Source organism: Pseudomonas sp. FSL W5-0203 (genome assembly GCF_001896155.1).
GTDB lineage: Bacteria > Pseudomonadota > Gammaproteobacteria > Pseudomonadales > Pseudomonadaceae > Aquipseudomonas > Aquipseudomonas paracarnis.
The window spans coordinates 307,345-323,093 of sequence record NZ_MPOR01000003.1; the positions used below are offsets into that span (position 1 = coordinate 307,345).

At 61.9% G+C, this 15,749-nt stretch carries 14 protein-coding genes; 12 read left to right on the forward strand and 2 right to left on the reverse strand.

Annotated elements, in window-relative coordinates; genetic code table 11:
* The first annotated feature begins 40 nt into the window (after positions 1 to 40).
* The 11 genes from BOP96_RS05170 to BOP96_RS05220 all read left to right on the forward strand — a co-directional run bounded on the left by BOP96_RS05170 (position 41) and on the right by BOP96_RS05220 (position 11,381).
* Positions 41 to 1,036, forward strand: coding sequence for a D-cysteine desulfhydrase (locus BOP96_RS05170; RefSeq protein ID WP_014716463.1), 996 nt, complete (start codon positions 41 to 43; stop codon positions 1,034 to 1,036).
* A gap of 272 nt (positions 1,037 to 1,308) precedes the next feature.
* Entirely contained in the window at positions 1,309 to 2,103 is a 795-nt protein-coding gene (gene tcyJ / locus BOP96_RS05175; protein WP_014716462.1) for a cystine ABC transporter substrate-binding protein, read from the forward strand.
* Positions 2,103 to 2,768, forward strand: a complete 666-nt coding sequence (gene tcyL, locus BOP96_RS05180; protein ID WP_056847221.1) for a cystine ABC transporter permease — start codon at positions 2,103 to 2,105, stop codon at positions 2,766 to 2,768. The genes tcyJ and tcyL overlap by 1 nt, the downstream gene beginning before the upstream one ends.
* A gap of 3 nt (positions 2,769 to 2,771) precedes the next feature.
* The gene (gene tcyN, locus BOP96_RS05185; RefSeq protein ID WP_014716461.1) at positions 2,772 to 3,518 is read left to right on the forward strand and encodes an L-cystine ABC transporter ATP-binding protein TcyN; all 747 of its coding nucleotides are present in this window, start codon (positions 2,772 to 2,774) and stop codon (positions 3,516 to 3,518) included.
* 355 nt (positions 3,519 to 3,873) lie between these two features.
* Entirely contained in the window at positions 3,874 to 4,662 is a 789-nt protein-coding gene (locus tag BOP96_RS05190) for a hypothetical protein (RefSeq protein WP_060767880.1), read from the forward strand.
* Between the two features lie 185 nt (positions 4,663 to 4,847).
* Positions 4,848 to 6,089: an SfnB family sulfur acquisition oxidoreductase gene (locus BOP96_RS05195; RefSeq protein ID WP_073451992.1), complete on the forward strand. Its 1,242-nt coding sequence runs from the start codon at positions 4,848 to 4,850 to the stop codon at positions 6,087 to 6,089.
* Positions 6,090 to 6,129: 40 nt separating this feature from the next.
* Entirely contained in the window at positions 6,130 to 7,323 is a 1,194-nt protein-coding gene (locus tag BOP96_RS05200; protein ID WP_073451994.1) for an SfnB family sulfur acquisition oxidoreductase, read from the forward strand.
* Positions 7,323 to 8,681 carry an LLM class flavin-dependent oxidoreductase gene (locus tag BOP96_RS05205; protein ID WP_072434713.1) on the forward strand — a complete coding sequence of 453 codons (1,359 nt, stop codon included), beginning with the start codon at positions 7,323 to 7,325 and terminating at the stop codon, positions 8,679 to 8,681. The genes BOP96_RS05200 and BOP96_RS05205 overlap by 1 nt, the downstream gene beginning before the upstream one ends.
* Before the next feature lie 138 nt (positions 8,682 to 8,819).
* The gene (locus BOP96_RS05210; RefSeq protein ID WP_038448479.1) at positions 8,820 to 9,635 is read left to right on the forward strand and encodes a MetQ/NlpA family ABC transporter substrate-binding protein; all 816 of its coding nucleotides are present in this window, start codon (positions 8,820 to 8,822) and stop codon (positions 9,633 to 9,635) included.
* Positions 9,632 to 10,747 (forward strand): methionine ABC transporter ATP-binding protein, encoded by a 1,116-nt coding sequence (locus tag BOP96_RS05215; protein ID WP_073451996.1) that lies wholly within the window; start codon positions 9,632 to 9,634, stop codon positions 10,745 to 10,747. Before BOP96_RS05210 ends, BOP96_RS05215 begins: the two co-directional genes overlap by 4 nt.
* The gene (locus BOP96_RS05220; RefSeq protein WP_003187635.1) at positions 10,737 to 11,381 is read left to right on the forward strand and encodes a methionine ABC transporter permease; all 645 of its coding nucleotides are present in this window, start codon (positions 10,737 to 10,739) and stop codon (positions 11,379 to 11,381) included. The genes BOP96_RS05215 and BOP96_RS05220 overlap by 11 nt, the downstream gene beginning before the upstream one ends.
* Positions 11,382 to 11,383: 2 nt before the next feature.
* Here BOP96_RS05220 and BOP96_RS05225 read toward each other — a convergent pair whose 3' ends face one another.
* Positions 11,384 to 12,487 (reverse strand): hypothetical protein, encoded by a 1,104-nt coding sequence (locus tag BOP96_RS05225; protein ID WP_073451998.1) that lies wholly within the window; start codon positions 12,485 to 12,487, stop codon positions 11,384 to 11,386.
* 176 nt (positions 12,488 to 12,663) lie between these two features.
* Between BOP96_RS05225 and BOP96_RS05230 the strand changes: the two genes are divergently transcribed.
* Complete coding sequence (locus BOP96_RS05230) at positions 12,664 to 13,290, forward strand: class I SAM-dependent methyltransferase (RefSeq protein WP_073452001.1); 627 nt, start codon at positions 12,664 to 12,666, stop codon at positions 13,288 to 13,290.
* Positions 13,291 to 13,492: 202 nt separating this feature from the next.
* Here BOP96_RS05230 and BOP96_RS05235 read toward each other — a convergent pair whose 3' ends face one another.
* The gene (locus BOP96_RS05235) at positions 13,493 to 15,682 is read right to left on the reverse strand and encodes a glycoside hydrolase (RefSeq protein WP_032901771.1); all 2,190 of its coding nucleotides are present in this window, start codon (positions 15,680 to 15,682) and stop codon (positions 13,493 to 13,495) included.
* Positions 15,683 to 15,749 lie beyond the last annotated feature (67 nt).

The following is a 15,749-nucleotide window of genomic DNA, read 5'->3' on the forward strand; positions in this document are numbered from 1 at the left end:
TGCCTATAGTCCCCCCATCACTCAGCCACCGTGCGTACCCATGATCAAACAACAGCTCGACCGTTTTAACCGTCTGGAACTACTGGGCAGTGCCACGGCCCTGGAAAAACTCGAGCGGCTGTCGGCTTGGCTGGGCAGGGACATCTACGTCAAACGCGATGACACCACGCCGCTGGCCATGGGCGGCAACAAGCTGCGCAAACTCGAATACTTGGCCGCCGACGCCATCGCCCAGGGCGCCGATACCTTGGTCACCGCCGGCGCGATCCAGTCCAACCATGTGCGCCAGACCGCCGCGCTGGCTGCCAAGCTCGGCCTCGGCTGTGTTGCCCTGCTGGAGAATCCTACCGGCACCGACGACCCCAACTACCTGGGCAACGGCAATCGCCTGCTGCTGGAGTTGTTCGACGCCAAAGTGGAGTTGGTGGAAAACCTCGACAACGCCGACGACCAACTCAACGCCCTCGCCGACCGCCTGCGCAGTAACGGCAAGAAGCCGTACCTGGTGCCTATCGGCGGTTCCAATGCACTCGGCGCGCTGGGCTACGTGCGCGCCGGGCTGGAGTTGGCCGCGCAGATTGAAGACAGCGGCATTGAATTTGCCGCCGTGGTGCTTGCCTCTGGCAGTGCCGGCACCCACAGCGGCCTGGCCCTGGCCTTGAGCGAAGCACTGCCGCAATTGCCGGTGATCGGCATCACGGTGTCGCGTACCGAGCAAGCGCAATTGCCCAAGGTGCAGGGCTTGGCCGAGCGCACTGCCGAGTTGCTCGGCGTGGCTATTCCGCAAGCCTTCAAGGTCACCCTGTGGGACGAGTATTTCGGGCCGCGTTATGGCGAGCCAAACGCTGGCACCCTCTCGGCGATCAAACTTTTGGCCAGCCAGGAAGGTCTGTTGCTGGACCCGGTGTATACCGGCAAGGCCATGGCCGGTTTGCTGGACGGCATCGGGCGCCAGCGCTTTGAAGAGGGGCCGATCATTTTCCTGCATACCGGTGGCGCGCCGGCATTGTTTGCTTATGACTCAGTTTTCAACTGATTGAATACGGTCGATGTGGGAGCTGGCTTGCCTGCGATTGCGGTGGGTCAGCCAGAAACTTGGCACTGACACACTGCAATCGCAGGCAAGCCAGCTCCCACACAAGCCGCACATATTTCCAAAAAGAATATGAAATTGTATTTTTATTATTTTCAAGACTTAAAAACCCGCTTTATCATCGCGCCGAAGGCGAAGACGCGCTTCGCACTTTAGGGCAGGATACGACTACCGCGTCACCTGCTTCGCTCACCATAAAAACACAGGGGCTCTCCATGACTATTTCCGCATTTCGTCGCACGCTGTTGGTTGGCACTTTGGGCCTGGCGCTTGGCGCTGGCTGGCTGGGCCAGGCGGTTGCCGGCGAGCAGTTGAACACCATCAAAAAGGCCGGCGAGATCAAGATCGGCCTGGAAGGCACCTACCCACCGTTCAGCTTTGTCGATGAAAGCGGCAAGCTCAGCGGTTTCGAAGTGGAATTGTCCGAGGCACTGGCCAAGGAGCTGGGCGTCAAGGTCAAGCTGCAAGCCACGCCATGGGACGGCATCCTTGCCGCGCTGGAATCCAAGCGCCTGGACGCCGTGGTCAACCAGGTGACCATCTCCGAAGAGCGTAAGAAAAAATACGATTTCTCCAAGCCTTACACCGTGTCCGGCATCCAGGCGCTGGTGCTGAAAAAGAACGTCGACTCGATCAAGAAAGCCGACGACCTGGCCGGCAAGAAAGTGGGTGTGGGCCTGGGCACCAACTACGAACAATGGCTCAAGGACAACCAGCCTAAAGCTATTATCAAGACCTACAACGACGACCCGACCAAGTTCCAGGACCTGCGCATCGGCCGCATCGACGCCATCCTGATCGACCGCCTCGCCGCCCTGGAATACGCCAAGAAAGCCCCCGACACCGCCGCTGCCGGCGACGCCTTCTCCCGCCAGGAATCCGGTATCGCCCTGCGCAAAGGTGAGCCCGAGCTGCTCGATGCGGTGAACAAGGCTCTGGACAAGCTGCGCGCCGACGGCACCTTGAAGACGCTGTCCGAGAAGTACTTCAACGCTGACGTCACTCAATAATGGAAGCAGGTTTCCAACTCGCGCTGGACTCCGCGCCCTTTCTGCTCAAGGGCGCGTACTACACGGTAATCCTCAGCCTCGGCGGGATGTTTTTCGGCCTGATGCTGGGCTTCGGCCTGGCCTTGATGCGCCTCTCGCGCTTCAAGTTGCTGAGTTGGACGGCTCGGGTCTACGTGTCGTTCTTTCGTGGCACGCCGTTGCTGGTGCAGCTGTTCCTGATCTACTACGGCTTGCCGCAAGTGGGCATCGAGCTGGACCCTATCCCTGCTGCCATGATCGGCTTTTCGCTGAACATGGCTGCCTATGCGTGTGAAATCCTGCGGGCCGCCATCGCTTCCATCGAGCGTGGCCAGTGGGAAGCTGCTGCCAGTATCGGCATGACCCGTGCGCAGACGTTGCGCCGGGCCATCCTGCCCCAGGCGATGCGCACGGCGTTGCCGCCTTTGGGCAACAGCTTTATTTCACTGGTCAAGGACACGGCGCTGGCCGCCACCATCCAGGTGCCCGAGCTGTTCCGCCAGGCCCAACTGGTGTCGGCGCGTACCTTCGAAATTTTCACCATGTATCTGTCCGCGGCCCTGATCTACTGGATCCTGGCGAGCATCCTGGCGCATCTGCAAAATCGTCTGGAAGACCGGGTCAACCGGCATGACCTGGAGTCTTGAAGCATGATCGTGGTTGAAAAACTGACCAAACAATTCAATGGTCAGGTGGTGCTCAACGGCATCGACCTGGAGGTCAAGGAAGGCGAAGTGGTCGCCATCATCGGCCCCAGTGGTTCCGGCAAGACCACCTTCCTGCGCTGCCTGAACTTCCTCGAAGAACCCACCAGCGGCCGTATCAAGGTGGGTGACATCGAGATCGACAGCAGCAGGCCGCTCAACCAGCAACAGGGCCTGGTGCGACGCCTGCGCCAGCATGTGGGCTTTGTGTTCCAGAACTTCAACCTGTTCCCCCACCGCACCGCACTGGAAAACGTCATCGAAGGCCCCATCGTGGTCAAGAAGATGCCACGGGAAGCGGCGGCTGAACTGGGGCGCAAGCTGTTGGCCAGGGTCGGCCTGGCAGGCAAAGAAGCGTCCTACCCAAGGCGGCTGTCCGGCGGCCAGCAACAGCGTGTGGCGATTGCCCGCGCATTGGCCATGGAGCCGGAGGTGATCCTGTTCGACGAACCCACCTCGGCCCTCGACCCGGAACTGGTGGGTGAAGTATTGGCGACCATTCGCAGCCTGGCCGAAGAAAACCGCACCATGGTCATCGTCACGCACGAGATGAGCTTTGCCCGTGATGTGGCCAACCGGGTGATCTTTTTCGACAAGGGCGTGATCGTCGAACAGGGCGAAGCCAAGGCGCTGTTTGCCAACCCCAGGGAAGAACGTACCAAGCAGTTCCTGAGCAAATTCCTCGCCCACTGATGTTCTGTGTGGGAGCTGGCTTGCCTGCGATGCAAGCGCCTCGGTGTAGCAGTCCAACCGGGGTGATCCTATCGCAGGCACGCCAGCTCCCACATAAGCGAGGCCCTACAGGGAGTCGCCATTCCAACCCGTAAAAGACCCCGCCGCCTGCCTCTTGAAATCCCCCTCCCCGTCAGACCCGTCTGAATCTCGCCAAACCCACCGTTTAGCCCTTTGCCTCCATTGACGCTCCCTGGCCAACCCTCTTATCTAGCGCCTTGAGGATTGGATCCTATCCCGGCTACTTCGACCCCCCTTGCGCCTGTTCGTCGAGGTTTCGGAACGATTGCTGCTGGCTGCACCAAGGAGATTACTTATGACACACGCTCAAACCTCGGCCACGCTCCGTGCCCCAAGGCTGCCCCAGGCTATTGGAAACGGCATCAGCGCCCTGGCCTCCGCCCACTTGCAAGTCGACATTTCACCCTACCCGAGCATGGAAGAAGGCGACCTGATCGAACTGTTCTGGAACAACTGCTTCGCCGCCTCGCGCAAGGTGACGGCGTGCAAGATCGGCACGTGCACCCACCTGTGCGTACCGCAGAGTTTTGTGCAGGACGGACCGGCACGCGTCCACTACCAGGTCTTGCAGATCGGCCATGGCCCGATGCGCTCGGCGGTGACCCTGGTGCGGGTCAAGACCAACTACCCCGGCGGTCAGCCTTCGCCGCGCCTGAACCCTGAAGGCGGCGATGAAAACCAGAACCTGGCGCCCGTGAACCTGCCCGAGACGATCCGCCGCCATGGCGTCAACAGCAGCCAGGTAAGGCGCGGTATTCCGCTGACCATCGAGCCTTACCTGAACATGAGCACGGGCGATGCCATCACCTTGCGCTGGGGCGATGTACGCCTGGACCTGCCCCGCATTCAGGCTCAAAGCGTCGGCCTGGCGGTGCAGGTGTGGGTGCCGCCCCACGTGATTGTCGAAGCCGGCGACGACTGCCGGTTGGAGGTCACCTACTGCATTCTCGATCGCGTGGGTAACAACTCCCGCTGGGCGCCCGCCCGCACGCTGCGCATCGCCGCCTGCACACCGCCCCGCCCAGCCTCGCCCGCGCCAGGCTATCAACCGCGTCGCTTCGGTTCACCCTGTGAACCGGGGTGACAGCCCTTCTATGCATATTCCTAAAAGTTAGTTTATTTAAATAATTAACACGCTTAGGGTATATGCACCGGACCACCGGACATTCCTGATTTTTCTGTTTATTTCATTGAATGCGAGGTCGGTATGGTCAGAATTACCCCGGTGCGCAACGCCAGGGCATTGCGTGCAGCCAAGGAGCGGCGCTGATGTCTAACTTGGCTCTAACATCCCCCCAGAGTGATGTGGACGTAGCTCCCCTGCTGTTGCCCGCCACGGTGCTGCGCAACGACGCCCAGGCGCTGAGCGCCGCCCACGAGCTGGCCCAGGCTGCGCGTGCGCAGGCCGCCCAGCGCGACCAGCAACGCAAACTGCCCTGGGCGCAGCTCGAACAGTTCACCCGCAGCGGCTTGGGCAGTATTTCCATTCCCCGCGAATACGGCGGCCCCCAGGTGTCGTTTGTGACCCTGGCCGAAGTCTTCGCGATCATCAGCGCGGCCGACCCGGCACTCGGGCAGATCCCGCAGAACCATTTCGGCATCTTGCACGTATTGCAGGGCACCGCCACCGAGCGTCAGAAAAAGCAGCTGTTCCAGAGCGTGCTCGACGGCTGGCGCATCGGCAACGGCGGCCCGGAACGCGGCACCAAAAATACTCTGGAGCTCAAGGCGCGCCTCACGGCCGAAGGCGACGGTTACGTGCTCAGCGGCCAGAAGTTCTACTCCACAGGCGCCCTGTTCGCTCACTGGGTGGCAATCAAGGCCCTGAACGATGACGGCAAGCAGGTCATGGCTTTTGTACGTCGCGGCAGCGAAGGGCTGCGCATCGTTGATGACTGGTCCGGCTTTGGCCAACGTACCACCGCCAGCGGCACCGTGCTGCTTGATCGCGTAGCGGTGGACCCGGACCTGGTCATCGACAACTGGCGCCTGGGCGAAAGCCCGAATATCCAAGGGGCCGTGTCGCAACTGATCCAGGCCGCCATCGACGCCGGCATCGCCCGGGGCGCCCTCGACGATGCCATCGCCTTCGTGCGTGAGCGTTCGCGCCCGTGGATCGACGCCAAGGTCGAGCGAGCCAGCGACGACCTGTATGTGATCGCCGATATCGGCAAGCTGAAGATCGAACTGCACGCCGCCGAAGCCCTGCTGCGCAAGGCAGGCCAGGTGCTTGACCAGGTCAGCGCCGCGCCGGTCACCGCGCAATCCGCCGCCCACGCCTCGATTGCCGTGGCCGAAGCCAAGGTGCTGACCACCGAAGTGGCGTTACAAGTCACCGAGAAGCTCTTTGAGCTGGCGGGCAGCCGCGCCACCCTGGCCGAATTCAACCTTGACCGTCACTGGCGCAACGCCCGGGTTCACACCCTGCACGACCCGGTGCGCTGGAAGTACCACGCCATCGGCGCCTATCGGCTCAACGGCACCTTGCCGGCTCGTCATTCGTGGATTTAACCAACCAGAACACTTTTTCCACGAGCTTCTGGAGAAACTCATGACCCTTTCTCACCCCGTCGCGGTCATTACCAGCGACGAACAAGCGCTTATTGTCGCCAGCGATCTTGCTGAAGACTTGCGCCGCGACAGCGCCCAACGCGACCGCGAACGCCGCCTGCCGCTGCCCGAGCTGGACGGGTTTTCCCGCTCTGGCCTGTGGGGCATCAGCGTGCCCAAGGCCTACGGTGGCGCGGGCGTGTCCAACGTCACCCTGGCCAAGGTCATCGCACTGATCGCCCAGGCCGATGGCTCGTTGGGCCAGATTCCGCAAAACCATTTCTATGCCCTCGAAGTACTGCGGGTGAACGGCAGCCCCGAACAGCAGCAACGCCTGTACGCCGAGGTATTGGCTGGCCAACGCTTTGGCAACGCCTTGGCGGAGCTGGGCACCAAGACCGCACACGACCGCATTACCAGCCTCACCCGCGACGGCGATGGTTTTCGCATCAACGGGCGCAAGTTCTACGCCACCGGCGCGATCTACGCCCAGCGCATCCCCACCTCGGTGGTGGATGAAAACGGCGTCCAGCACCTGGCCTTCGTACCGCGTGACAGCGAGGGGCTGACGGTGATCGATGACTGGAGCGGCTTCGGCCAGCGCACCACCGGCAGCGGCTCGGTAGTGTTCGACAACGTGTGGGTCGCGGCGCAAGACGTGGTGCCGTTCCAGAGCGCCTTCGAACGCCCGACCACTGTCGGCCCGCTGGCGCAGATCCTTCACGCAGCCATCGACACCGGCATCGCCCGCGCAGCCTTTGAGGATGCCTTGCATTTTGTGCGCACCAAGACCCGCCCGTGGATCGACGCCGGCAACGACAAGGCCACCGAAGACCCGCTGACACTCAAGAGCTTCGGCCACCTGAGCAGCCGCCTGCACGCCGCCGAAGCCTTGCTGGAACGCTCGGGTGAATTCCTCGACCGCGCCCAGGCCGACAGCAATGCCCAGACCGTCGCCGCAGCCTCCATCGCCGTCGCCGAAGTGCGCGCCCTGAGCACCGAGATCTCACTGGCGGCCGGCAGCACCCTGTTCGAACTGGCCGGCAGCCAGGCGACCCTGGCCGAACACGGCCTGGACCGCCACTGGCGCAACGCCCGGGTGCACACCCTGCACGACCCGGTGCGCTGGAAATACCATGCGGTTGGCAACTACTACCTCAACGATGAAAACCCGCCGCTGCGGGGGACCATCTGATGAGCAAAAAAAAGATCCTGCTCAATGCTTTCAACATGAACTGCATCGGGCACATCAATCACGGTTTGTGGACTCATCCACGGGACAACTCGACCGAGTACAAGACCCTCGAATACTGGACTGAACTGGCGAAGATCCTGGAGCGCGGGTTGTTCGACGGTTTGTTCATCGCTGATATCGTCGGCGTGTATGACGTGTATCAGGACTCCATCGACGTGCCGCTCCAGGAGTCGATCCAGTTACCGGTCAACGACCCGTTGCTGCTGGTGTCGGCCATGGCCGCCGTCACCCAGCACCTTGGCTTCGGCCTTACCGCCAACCTCACCTATGAGCCGCCGTACCTGTTCGCCCGGCGCATGTCGACGCTGGATCACCTGAGCCGTGGCCGGGTGGGTTGGAACATTGTCACCGGCTACCTCGACAGCGCCGCCAAGGCCATGGGCCTTACCGAACAGGTCGAGCATGACCGGCGCTACGACCAGGCCGATGAATACCTGCAGGTGTTGTACAAGCTCTGGGAAGGCAGCTGGGAAGACGACGCGGTGCACAACGATCGCCAAGCGCGGGTGTATGCGCAACCGGGCAAGGTGCACAAGGTAGAGCACCACGGCGAGTTCTATCAGGTGGAGGGTTACCACCTGTGCGAGCCCTCGCCGCAGCGCACGCCGGTGCTGTTCCAGGCCGGAAGTTCCGAGCGCGGCTTGCTGTTCGCCGGGCGGCATGCCGAGTGCGTGTTTATCAGCGGGCAGAACAAGGCCGCGACCAAGCGCCAGGTGGACAAGGTGCGCGCCAGCGCAGTGGAGGCTGGGCGCAACCCGGACGACATCAAGGTGTTCATGGGCCTGAACGTCATTGTGGGCGCCACTGAAGCGTTGGCCTGGAACAAGCACGCCGAGTACCTCAGCTACGCCAGCGCGGAAGCTGGCGTGGCGCACTTCTCGGCCTCGACCGGGATTGATTTTGCCCAGTACGCGTTGGACGAACCGATCCAGTACGTCAAGAGCAACGCGATCCAGTCGGCCACCCAGAACCTGCAGAACAACGACTGGACCCGGCGCAAATTGCTCGACCAGCACGCCTTGGGCGGGCGCTATATCACCCTGGTGGGCTCGCCTGAACAGGTGGCCGATGAGCTGGAATCCTGGATCAGCGAAACCGGGCTGGATGGTTTCAACCTGACGCGCATTGTGACGCCGGAGAGCTATGTGGATTTCATTGAGCTGGTGATACCGGAACTACAACGACGGGGCTCGTACAAGACGGAATATGCGCAGGGAACGCTGCGGGAAAAAGTCTTCCACGACACGGCTCGCTTACCCAAACAACACACCGGCTCTACCTACCGCCACGTTGTTTGATCGTTCCCACGCTCCGCGTGGGAATGCCTCTTGGACGCTCTGCGTTCGCTTTTGGGACGCGGAGCGTCCCTGGCTGCATTACCACGCGGAGCGTGGGAACGATCTCGCTACCTAAGACCTTATGACTGGAAAACCACTATGAAAAAGACATTCTTAAACAACCCAGTCAAAGCACTGGCCCTGGCCTTCGGCTTATTCAGCTCGGCGGTATTCGCCGCCGACGCCCCGCTGAAAATCGGCACCACCGCCGCCTTCGCCATTCCGCTGGAAGCCGCCGTAGAAGAGGCCGGCAAGCAGGGCCTGAAGGTCGAACTGGTGGAGTTCACCGACTGGATCGCGCCCAACGTCAGCCTCGCCGCCGGCGATATCGACGTGAACTACTTTCAGCACATCCCCTTCCTGGAAAACGCCAAGGCCGCCGCCGGGTTTGACCTGGTGCCGTACGCGCCGGGCATCATCAACAACGTCGGGCTGTATTCGAAAAAATACAAAAGCTTCAACGAGCTGCCCGCAGGCGCCAGCGTGGCGATTGCCAACGACCCGATCAACAGCGGGCGCGGCCTGCAACTGCTGGCCAAGGCCGGGCTGATCACCCTCAAACCGGGTGTGGGCTACAAGGCCACCGAAGAAGACATCGTCGCCAACCCGAAAAACATCAAGATCCTGCAAGTGGAAGCGGTGCAACTGGTGCGCGCCTATGACGACGCCGATCTGGTGCAGGGCTACCCGGCGTACATCCGCCTGTCCAAGACCTTCGATGCCGAGTCGGCACTGCTGTTCGACGGCCTCGATCATCCGGAATACGTGATTCAGTTCGTCATCCAGCCCAAGAGCAAAACCGACCCACGGGTGATCAAGTTCGTCGATATCTACCAGCACTCGCCGGTGGTGCGTGCGGCCTTGGACAAGTCCCTCGGCAAGCTCTATCAGGTTGGCTGGGAAGCTAAACCATGAGTGCCGCCAACGCCCGATTGCACGATCTGGCCCCTGCGCCCAGCCACGCCGAGCAGACTGAACTGCACCCGGACTTGAACCACGCCCATGTGCGGTTCATCAACCTGGGCAAAACCTATGACGGCACGGTGCATGCGCTGCAAGGCATTGACCTGGCGATCCAGCGGGGCGAAGTGTTCGGCATCATCGGCCGCAGCGGCGCCGGCAAGTCATCGCTGATCCGCACCATCAATCGCCTGGAACAACCCAGCAGCGGACGGGTGCTGATCGACCAGGTGGACATCGGCAGCTTCGATGAAGACCATCTGGTGGCGCTGCGGCGACGCATCGGCATGATCTTCCAGCACTTCAACCTGATGTCGGCCAAGACCGTGTGGCAGAACGTCGAGTTGCCGCTCAAGGTCGCCGGTGTGCCCCAGGCACAACGCGCGCGAAAGGTGCATGAACTGCTGGAGCTGGTAGGCCTGCAAGACAAACACAAGGCGTACCCGGCGCAGCTGTCCGGCGGGCAGAAGCAGCGCGTCGGCATCGCCCGCGCGCTGGTGCACGACCCCGAGATTCTGCTGTGCGACGAAGCCACCTCGGCCCTCGACCCGGAAACCACCCAGTCGATCCTCGGCCTGCTGCGCGAGATCAACCAGCGCCTGGGCCTGACCATCGTGCTGATCACCCATGAGATGGCGGTGATCCGCGACATCTGCCACCGCGTAGTGGTGCTGGAGCACGGGCGTATCGTCGAGCAAGGCCCGGTGTGGCAGGTGTTTGGCGATCCGCAACATGAGGTCAGCAAGACCCTGCTCGCACCGCTGCAACACGGCTTGCCGCCAGAGTTGCAACGCCGCCTGCAACCCACGCCAGCCTCGGCCGACGCCGCACTGGTGCTGCGCCTGCAGTTCACCGGCAGCGACACCCTGGAGCCAGACCTCGCGGCGCTGTTCAGTGCCCTCGGCGGCCGTGTGCGTTTACTACAAGGGGGCGTGGAACGCATCCAGGGGCATGCCTTGGGGCAACTGCTGCTGGCGGTGAATGGATCGCCGCACAACGCCGAAGAACTGCGCAAACGCGCGGCCAACTGGGCACAACAGGTGGAGGTGCTGGGCTATGTGGTTTGATCGTTTAGTGCAGGGCGCCATCGACACCTTGTTGATGGTGGGGGTGTCATCGCTGATCGCGCTGCTGGTGGGCATTCCGCTGGCAGTATTCCTAGTCACCAGTGACAAGGGCGGCATCTACCAGGCACCGGCGCTTAACCGCGTGCTGGGAGCGTTCGTGAATCTGTTCCGCTCCATTCCGTTTCTGATCCTGATGGTGGCGCTCATCCCGTTCACGCGCCTGATCGTCGGCACCACCTATGGCGTCTGGGCGGCAGTGGTACCGCTGACCATCGCCGCCACGCCGTTCTTTGCACGCATCGCTGAAGTGAGCCTGCGCGAGGTCGACCATGGCCTGATCGAAGCCGCGCAGGCCATGGGTTGCCGCCGTTGGCACATCATCTGGCATGTGCTGTTGCCAGAGGCGTTGCCCGGCATCGTCGGCGGCTTCACGATCACCCTGGTGACCATGATCAATTCATCGGCCATGGCCGGAGCAATCGGCGCCGGTGGCCTGGGCGATATTGCCTACCGCTATGGCTACCAGCGCTTCGATACGCAGATCATGCTCACCGTGATTGTGTTGCTGGTGGTGCTGGTGGCGGTGATCCAACTGAGTGGGGATAGGTTGGCGCGGGTATTGAACAAGCGCTGACGTCACGGGCACTCATCCAGTTGGGCAACGCTGGCACGGGGCACGAAGGTGATGGTTTTTTCCTTGGCCTGCCAGGGCCGCACGATATAGCTGCCATCCGAGTCGGCCATCACTCGCAGTTTTACGCTGCGCTTGGGGTTGTCGGCGTCTACCAGCGCGCCGGGAACCTGGGCCTGCGCCGTCCAGGTCATCAACGTACAAACGCGCCCTCCCGAGGCGGATCCTTGCAGCGGCAGGCCGCCCAACTTGGCCCCACTCGCCGGGATCAGCCCGAGTAAAACGATGAGCGCAAAGGCCACCAATGAGGCGAACGCCACCGGGTTTTTCTGGACGCGCATACGCACCACCAGGCAGGCGGCGCTTCCCTGGATCAGGAACAACACGGCCATTTCGGCAGCCATGAACGGCGCAAAGAACACGGCGCTGTCGGAGTACTCGCTGAAGGCGCGGGAGACCGGCACCGTCACCATCAGAATGACCACCATTTGAACCACCCCGGCGCCAGCACTGGCCAGCCAGAACTCGCCGGACAACTCACGCAGGGCAACATGGGCGGGGCGCGAACGAATGATGATGCCGACATAGGCCACTACCGCCGCCATGATCGCCACGATCCAACTGAGCGTCAGCAAAAACCCACTTTCGGCGTTCACGGACAGGTATACGGCGGACATCCAGAACACAAACATCACCAACAGGCTGGCCGCCCAATGTCCCAGTAACCTCCTGTGCTGGGCCGTCTCTTGCGGCGACTGCGGGCTGAGATTGAGTTGATCACTCAGACGCACACCTGTGCCGTTCAGGCGTGTGAACAAGATGAACGTGGGCACCAGGATCGATGCGCCCATCATGCCGATCACAAATACCAACATGGCGAACATCGCTGGCAATGCGGTGAACGCCGACGCCGACAAGATACTCAGCGGCACCTTTTCCATCTGGATGTACTGGTACAGGTACAAGCCTGCCACCGAGAGAACCCCCACCGTCAGCGGCCAGGCACGCTCATTGAGCCAGAACAGCCCATTACTCAATCTAGTGGCGTATTGGTCGACCTTGTTCGGCGCGGTGTCGTTGCCAACGGTGGGACGTTTTTCCTCTTCCATGGATGTATAACCCTCTGCAAATGAGGGCCGAATCTTACCCATAATTTCCCATGGCGGTCTGTCGGATGCGCACACTGCGACCGCCGCGAAGTGCCCTACAGCGGATACACGGTTTTCAACTCATGAATGGGCCGGGGTATAGTCCCTCTACCTCAGCCGCAGCCGTGCGCCATGCCATGAAACTTGCTCCCGACGACCTCAACCAGATCACCTCCACCACCCTGGGCCATTACAACAAGGTGGCCGAAGACTTCCGTGAAGGCACCCGCGATCACGATGTGAGCCAGAACATCGACGCGCTGCTGCGGCATATCCAGGGCACGCCGCCGTTCACTGTGCTGGATTTCGGCTGTGGGCCAGGGCGGGATTTGCAGACGTTTACGCGCATGGGGCATATCGCCGTGGGCCTGGATGGCTCCGAACGTTTTGCGCAGATGGCCCGCGAAGACAGCGGCCGTGAGGTGCTGCAGCAGGACTTTCTCAAGCTGGACCTGCCCGCCGACCGCTTCGATGGCGTGTTTGCCAATGCTGTGCTGTTTCATATTCCCAAGCAGGAGTTGCCCCGAGTGCTCAAAGAGCTGCACGGCGCGTTGAAGCCTGGGGGCGTGCTGTTCAGCTCGAACCCTCGGGGCGAGAACCAGGAGGGCTGGAATGGGCCGAGGTATGGCTCTTATCACGATCTGCAGGCCTGGCGGGCCTTGCTGACCGCAGCCGGGTTTGAAGAGTTGGAGCACTACTACCGGCCGGCCGGCTTGCCGCGGGAACAGCAGCCTTGGTTGGCGAGTGTGTGGCGTAAGATTTAGTGCTGCATCGCCTGTACCTGCCTCATCGCAGGCAAGCCAGCTCCCACCTTTGGAATGCATTCCCTTGTGGGAGCCGGGCTTGCCCGCGATGACGCCGTAACGGGCAGCGTTATTTCACCTGATACACCACCGGCTCCCACCTTTGGAATGCATTCCCTTGTGGGAGCCGGGCTTGCCCGCGATGGCGCCGTAACGGGCAGCGTTATTTCACCTGATACACCACCGGCTCCTCCCCCTCCACAAGCACCGTCACACTGCGCCCGGCATACCCCTGTTTATCCACCGCCGAGAAATTCGCCACCAACCGCGTCCCGTCTGCGAAGGTGGTTTGCTGCAGCTGCTTGTCCACCGTCAGCCAGCGGAAATCCGTCATTTCCTGGGTTGCCAGGCGCTGGTGCAACGGCCGGAAAAAGCGGTCCTGGCGCTGAATAATCGGCAGCCGCGCCTTGAGCGTCGCCGCACTGAGGTGGTACAGCGGCGGCACGTTGTAGAGCAGTTGGGTCAGCTCATTGTCGCCCTGCACATTGCTCAGTTTGAGGCTGTCGAACAGCCAATGATGGGTGGTGATCACCGAGCCGTGGAACACCGCCTGATACAACGGCACGCGCATCGTCGGTTCGAAATACAGCGTGCGAAACGGCTCCTTCAACGGCACCGATTTGAAGAACACCGCCGGTTGCTCCGTGGGGTACCAGTTGCCTACGAAGTACGGCGACTGCGGGTCCTGGGTCATCTCGCGGTCCCCCCAGCCGATCACCGGGGTCTGCATGCCGTGGGCAAACAGGATGCCTTGGGCAGTGATCGCGTTGCCGTCTTCGGAGCCTGTGACCAGCTTCGGCACGGTGTTGATCCAGCGGGAAGCATCGATATTGCCTTCGGCGTTTTGTGCCTGAGTCATGCTGGCGTTGCTGCGATAGCTGTCGAACAACATGCTGGTGGCGTAGGCATCGAGAAACCAGGCATTGAAGCCAGCCTTGGCGTGTACTGCCTTCACCCGTGCCTCCAGCAGCGGCCGCACACAACGTGGATCCGTGTAGTGGCCGGACTTCTGGAAACCGGTTTTCAGCTTGCCGTCTTTCAACACGATCGCGCAGTCGCGGTAGGCCTTGGCGCCCAGGTGGGCAGTGGTCCAATCGGGGTTTTCCGTGGCGGACAGGGCCGTTTCGTAGGAGTCGTAAGGCGCCATCAGAAAACCGGCTTCCACCCCCGCGCGAATCGCTTCGGGATGCCAGAGGCCACCCTCCCAACCTTCGCCCAAGGTCAGCAGCAGACGCTGCAGCCCGGCGTCGCGCAGGGTTTGAATGGTGCTACTGCCCCAGGTCTGCGGGCTGTCACTCAAGGCTCCCGCAAAGTCCACGGCCAGTTCACTGCGCAGCTCACCATAACGGGCGGCAAGGCGGGTCATGTCTGGCTCTTGCACTTGCCAGGCCTGCCGGGCCTTGGTGTTGATCGCCGCGTTGAGGCCGCGCAGGAGCACGGTTTGTTCATAGCGATTCAGTGCAGCGGACTGCGCCAGCAGCTGTGCGCTCTCTTTGTCCATCAGGCTCTTGAGTTCATGGCTGCGCAGCCGTTGGATCAGTCTTGGCCAATCACGCACATCGCCCAAAGCCAGCAGGCCATTGTCCCAGAGGTACACATGGCTGGCGCCCAGCAGTTTCTGGGCTTCGGGTGTTTGCCGCAGTTTGTCCGCCAACGGCTCATAGCGGCCCTGCTCCAGCAGCCACTGGCGGTAGCGCTTGGCACCAGCCAATGGGTCGGCATCGCCCAGGTACAGCCGCAGCGTCATCGGCGCATCAGGCGCCAGCGAGGTGAATTCATGGGCCGCGGAGAGCGCCAGGCCGTTGCCGTCGGCTTGCCATTGCAGGCGGTTGTTGTAGGGGTTGGTCAACAGCCAGCTCAAGGTGAAGCCACCGTGATCCACGCCCCACAGCGGCAGGCTCAGGTCTTGGGTGGTATTGAACTCGCCCCGCTCCAGCAGAAACGTCTTCCAGATGGCATTGCCGGCAGGCACGTAATGCCCCTCGGCCAAGGGCCAGATCAACCCTCGCCCCATGGCCTCGGCAGGCTGACGCAGCAGGGCCAGCTCACCGGGCTCGCGGGCGTTGATGGTCAAGGCCAGGTCGCGCTGTTGCAGGCGGGCGGTCAGGCGATAGGCGCCGTTGTCCCATTGCCAAGTGGCTTGATCAGGCGTGTTCTGCAATTGGCTGACGGCATGCGAGGCCACACCACTGGATGCCTGCACTGAAGCCTGGCCTGCGGGTGTCACGCGCAGCGCCAGGGTGGCGGGGTCGAGTTCGACGCGCCACAAGGCATTTTCCAGTACGGTGGCGGCGAAGGCAGACGGTGCAAGGAGCAACGCGCAAAACAGCAAGGTGAAACGCAGGCACTGCATGAGGATCGACCTGGGTTTGGAATGAGGACCAGAGGGTACAACATGCAGTAGCGAGCCAGGACGACAT

Coding starts and splice junctions, on each gene's coding strand:
- BOP96_RS05170 (WP_014716463.1), top strand. CDS start 41: ATGATCAAACAACAGCTCGACCGTTTTAACCGTCTGGAACTACTGGGC.
- tcyJ (WP_014716462.1), top strand. CDS start 1,309: ATGACTATTTCCGCATTTCGTCGCACGCTGTTGGTTGGCACTTTGGGC.
- tcyL (WP_056847221.1), top strand. CDS start 2,103: ATGGAAGCAGGTTTCCAACTCGCGCTGGACTCCGCGCCCTTTCTGCTC.
- tcyN (WP_014716461.1), top strand. CDS start 2,772: ATGATCGTGGTTGAAAAACTGACCAAACAATTCAATGGTCAGGTGGTG.
- BOP96_RS05190 (WP_060767880.1), top strand. CDS start 3,874: ATGACACACGCTCAAACCTCGGCCACGCTCCGTGCCCCAAGGCTGCCC.
- BOP96_RS05195 (WP_073451992.1), top strand. CDS start 4,848: ATGTCTAACTTGGCTCTAACATCCCCCCAGAGTGATGTGGACGTAGCT.
- BOP96_RS05200 (WP_073451994.1), top strand. CDS start 6,130: ATGACCCTTTCTCACCCCGTCGCGGTCATTACCAGCGACGAACAAGCG.
- BOP96_RS05205 (WP_072434713.1), top strand. CDS start 7,323: ATGAGCAAAAAAAAGATCCTGCTCAATGCTTTCAACATGAACTGCATC.
- BOP96_RS05210 (WP_038448479.1), top strand. CDS start 8,820: ATGAAAAAGACATTCTTAAACAACCCAGTCAAAGCACTGGCCCTGGCC.
- BOP96_RS05215 (WP_073451996.1), top strand. CDS start 9,632: ATGAGTGCCGCCAACGCCCGATTGCACGATCTGGCCCCTGCGCCCAGC.
- BOP96_RS05220 (WP_003187635.1), top strand. CDS start 10,737: ATGTGGTTTGATCGTTTAGTGCAGGGCGCCATCGACACCTTGTTGATG.
- BOP96_RS05225 (WP_073451998.1), bottom strand. CDS start 12,487: ATGGAAGAGGAAAAACGTCCCACCGTTGGCAACGACACCGCGCCGAAC.
- BOP96_RS05230 (WP_073452001.1), top strand. CDS start 12,664: ATGAAACTTGCTCCCGACGACCTCAACCAGATCACCTCCACCACCCTG.
- BOP96_RS05235 (WP_032901771.1), bottom strand. CDS start 15,682: ATGCAGTGCCTGCGTTTCACCTTGCTGTTTTGCGCGTTGCTCCTTGCA.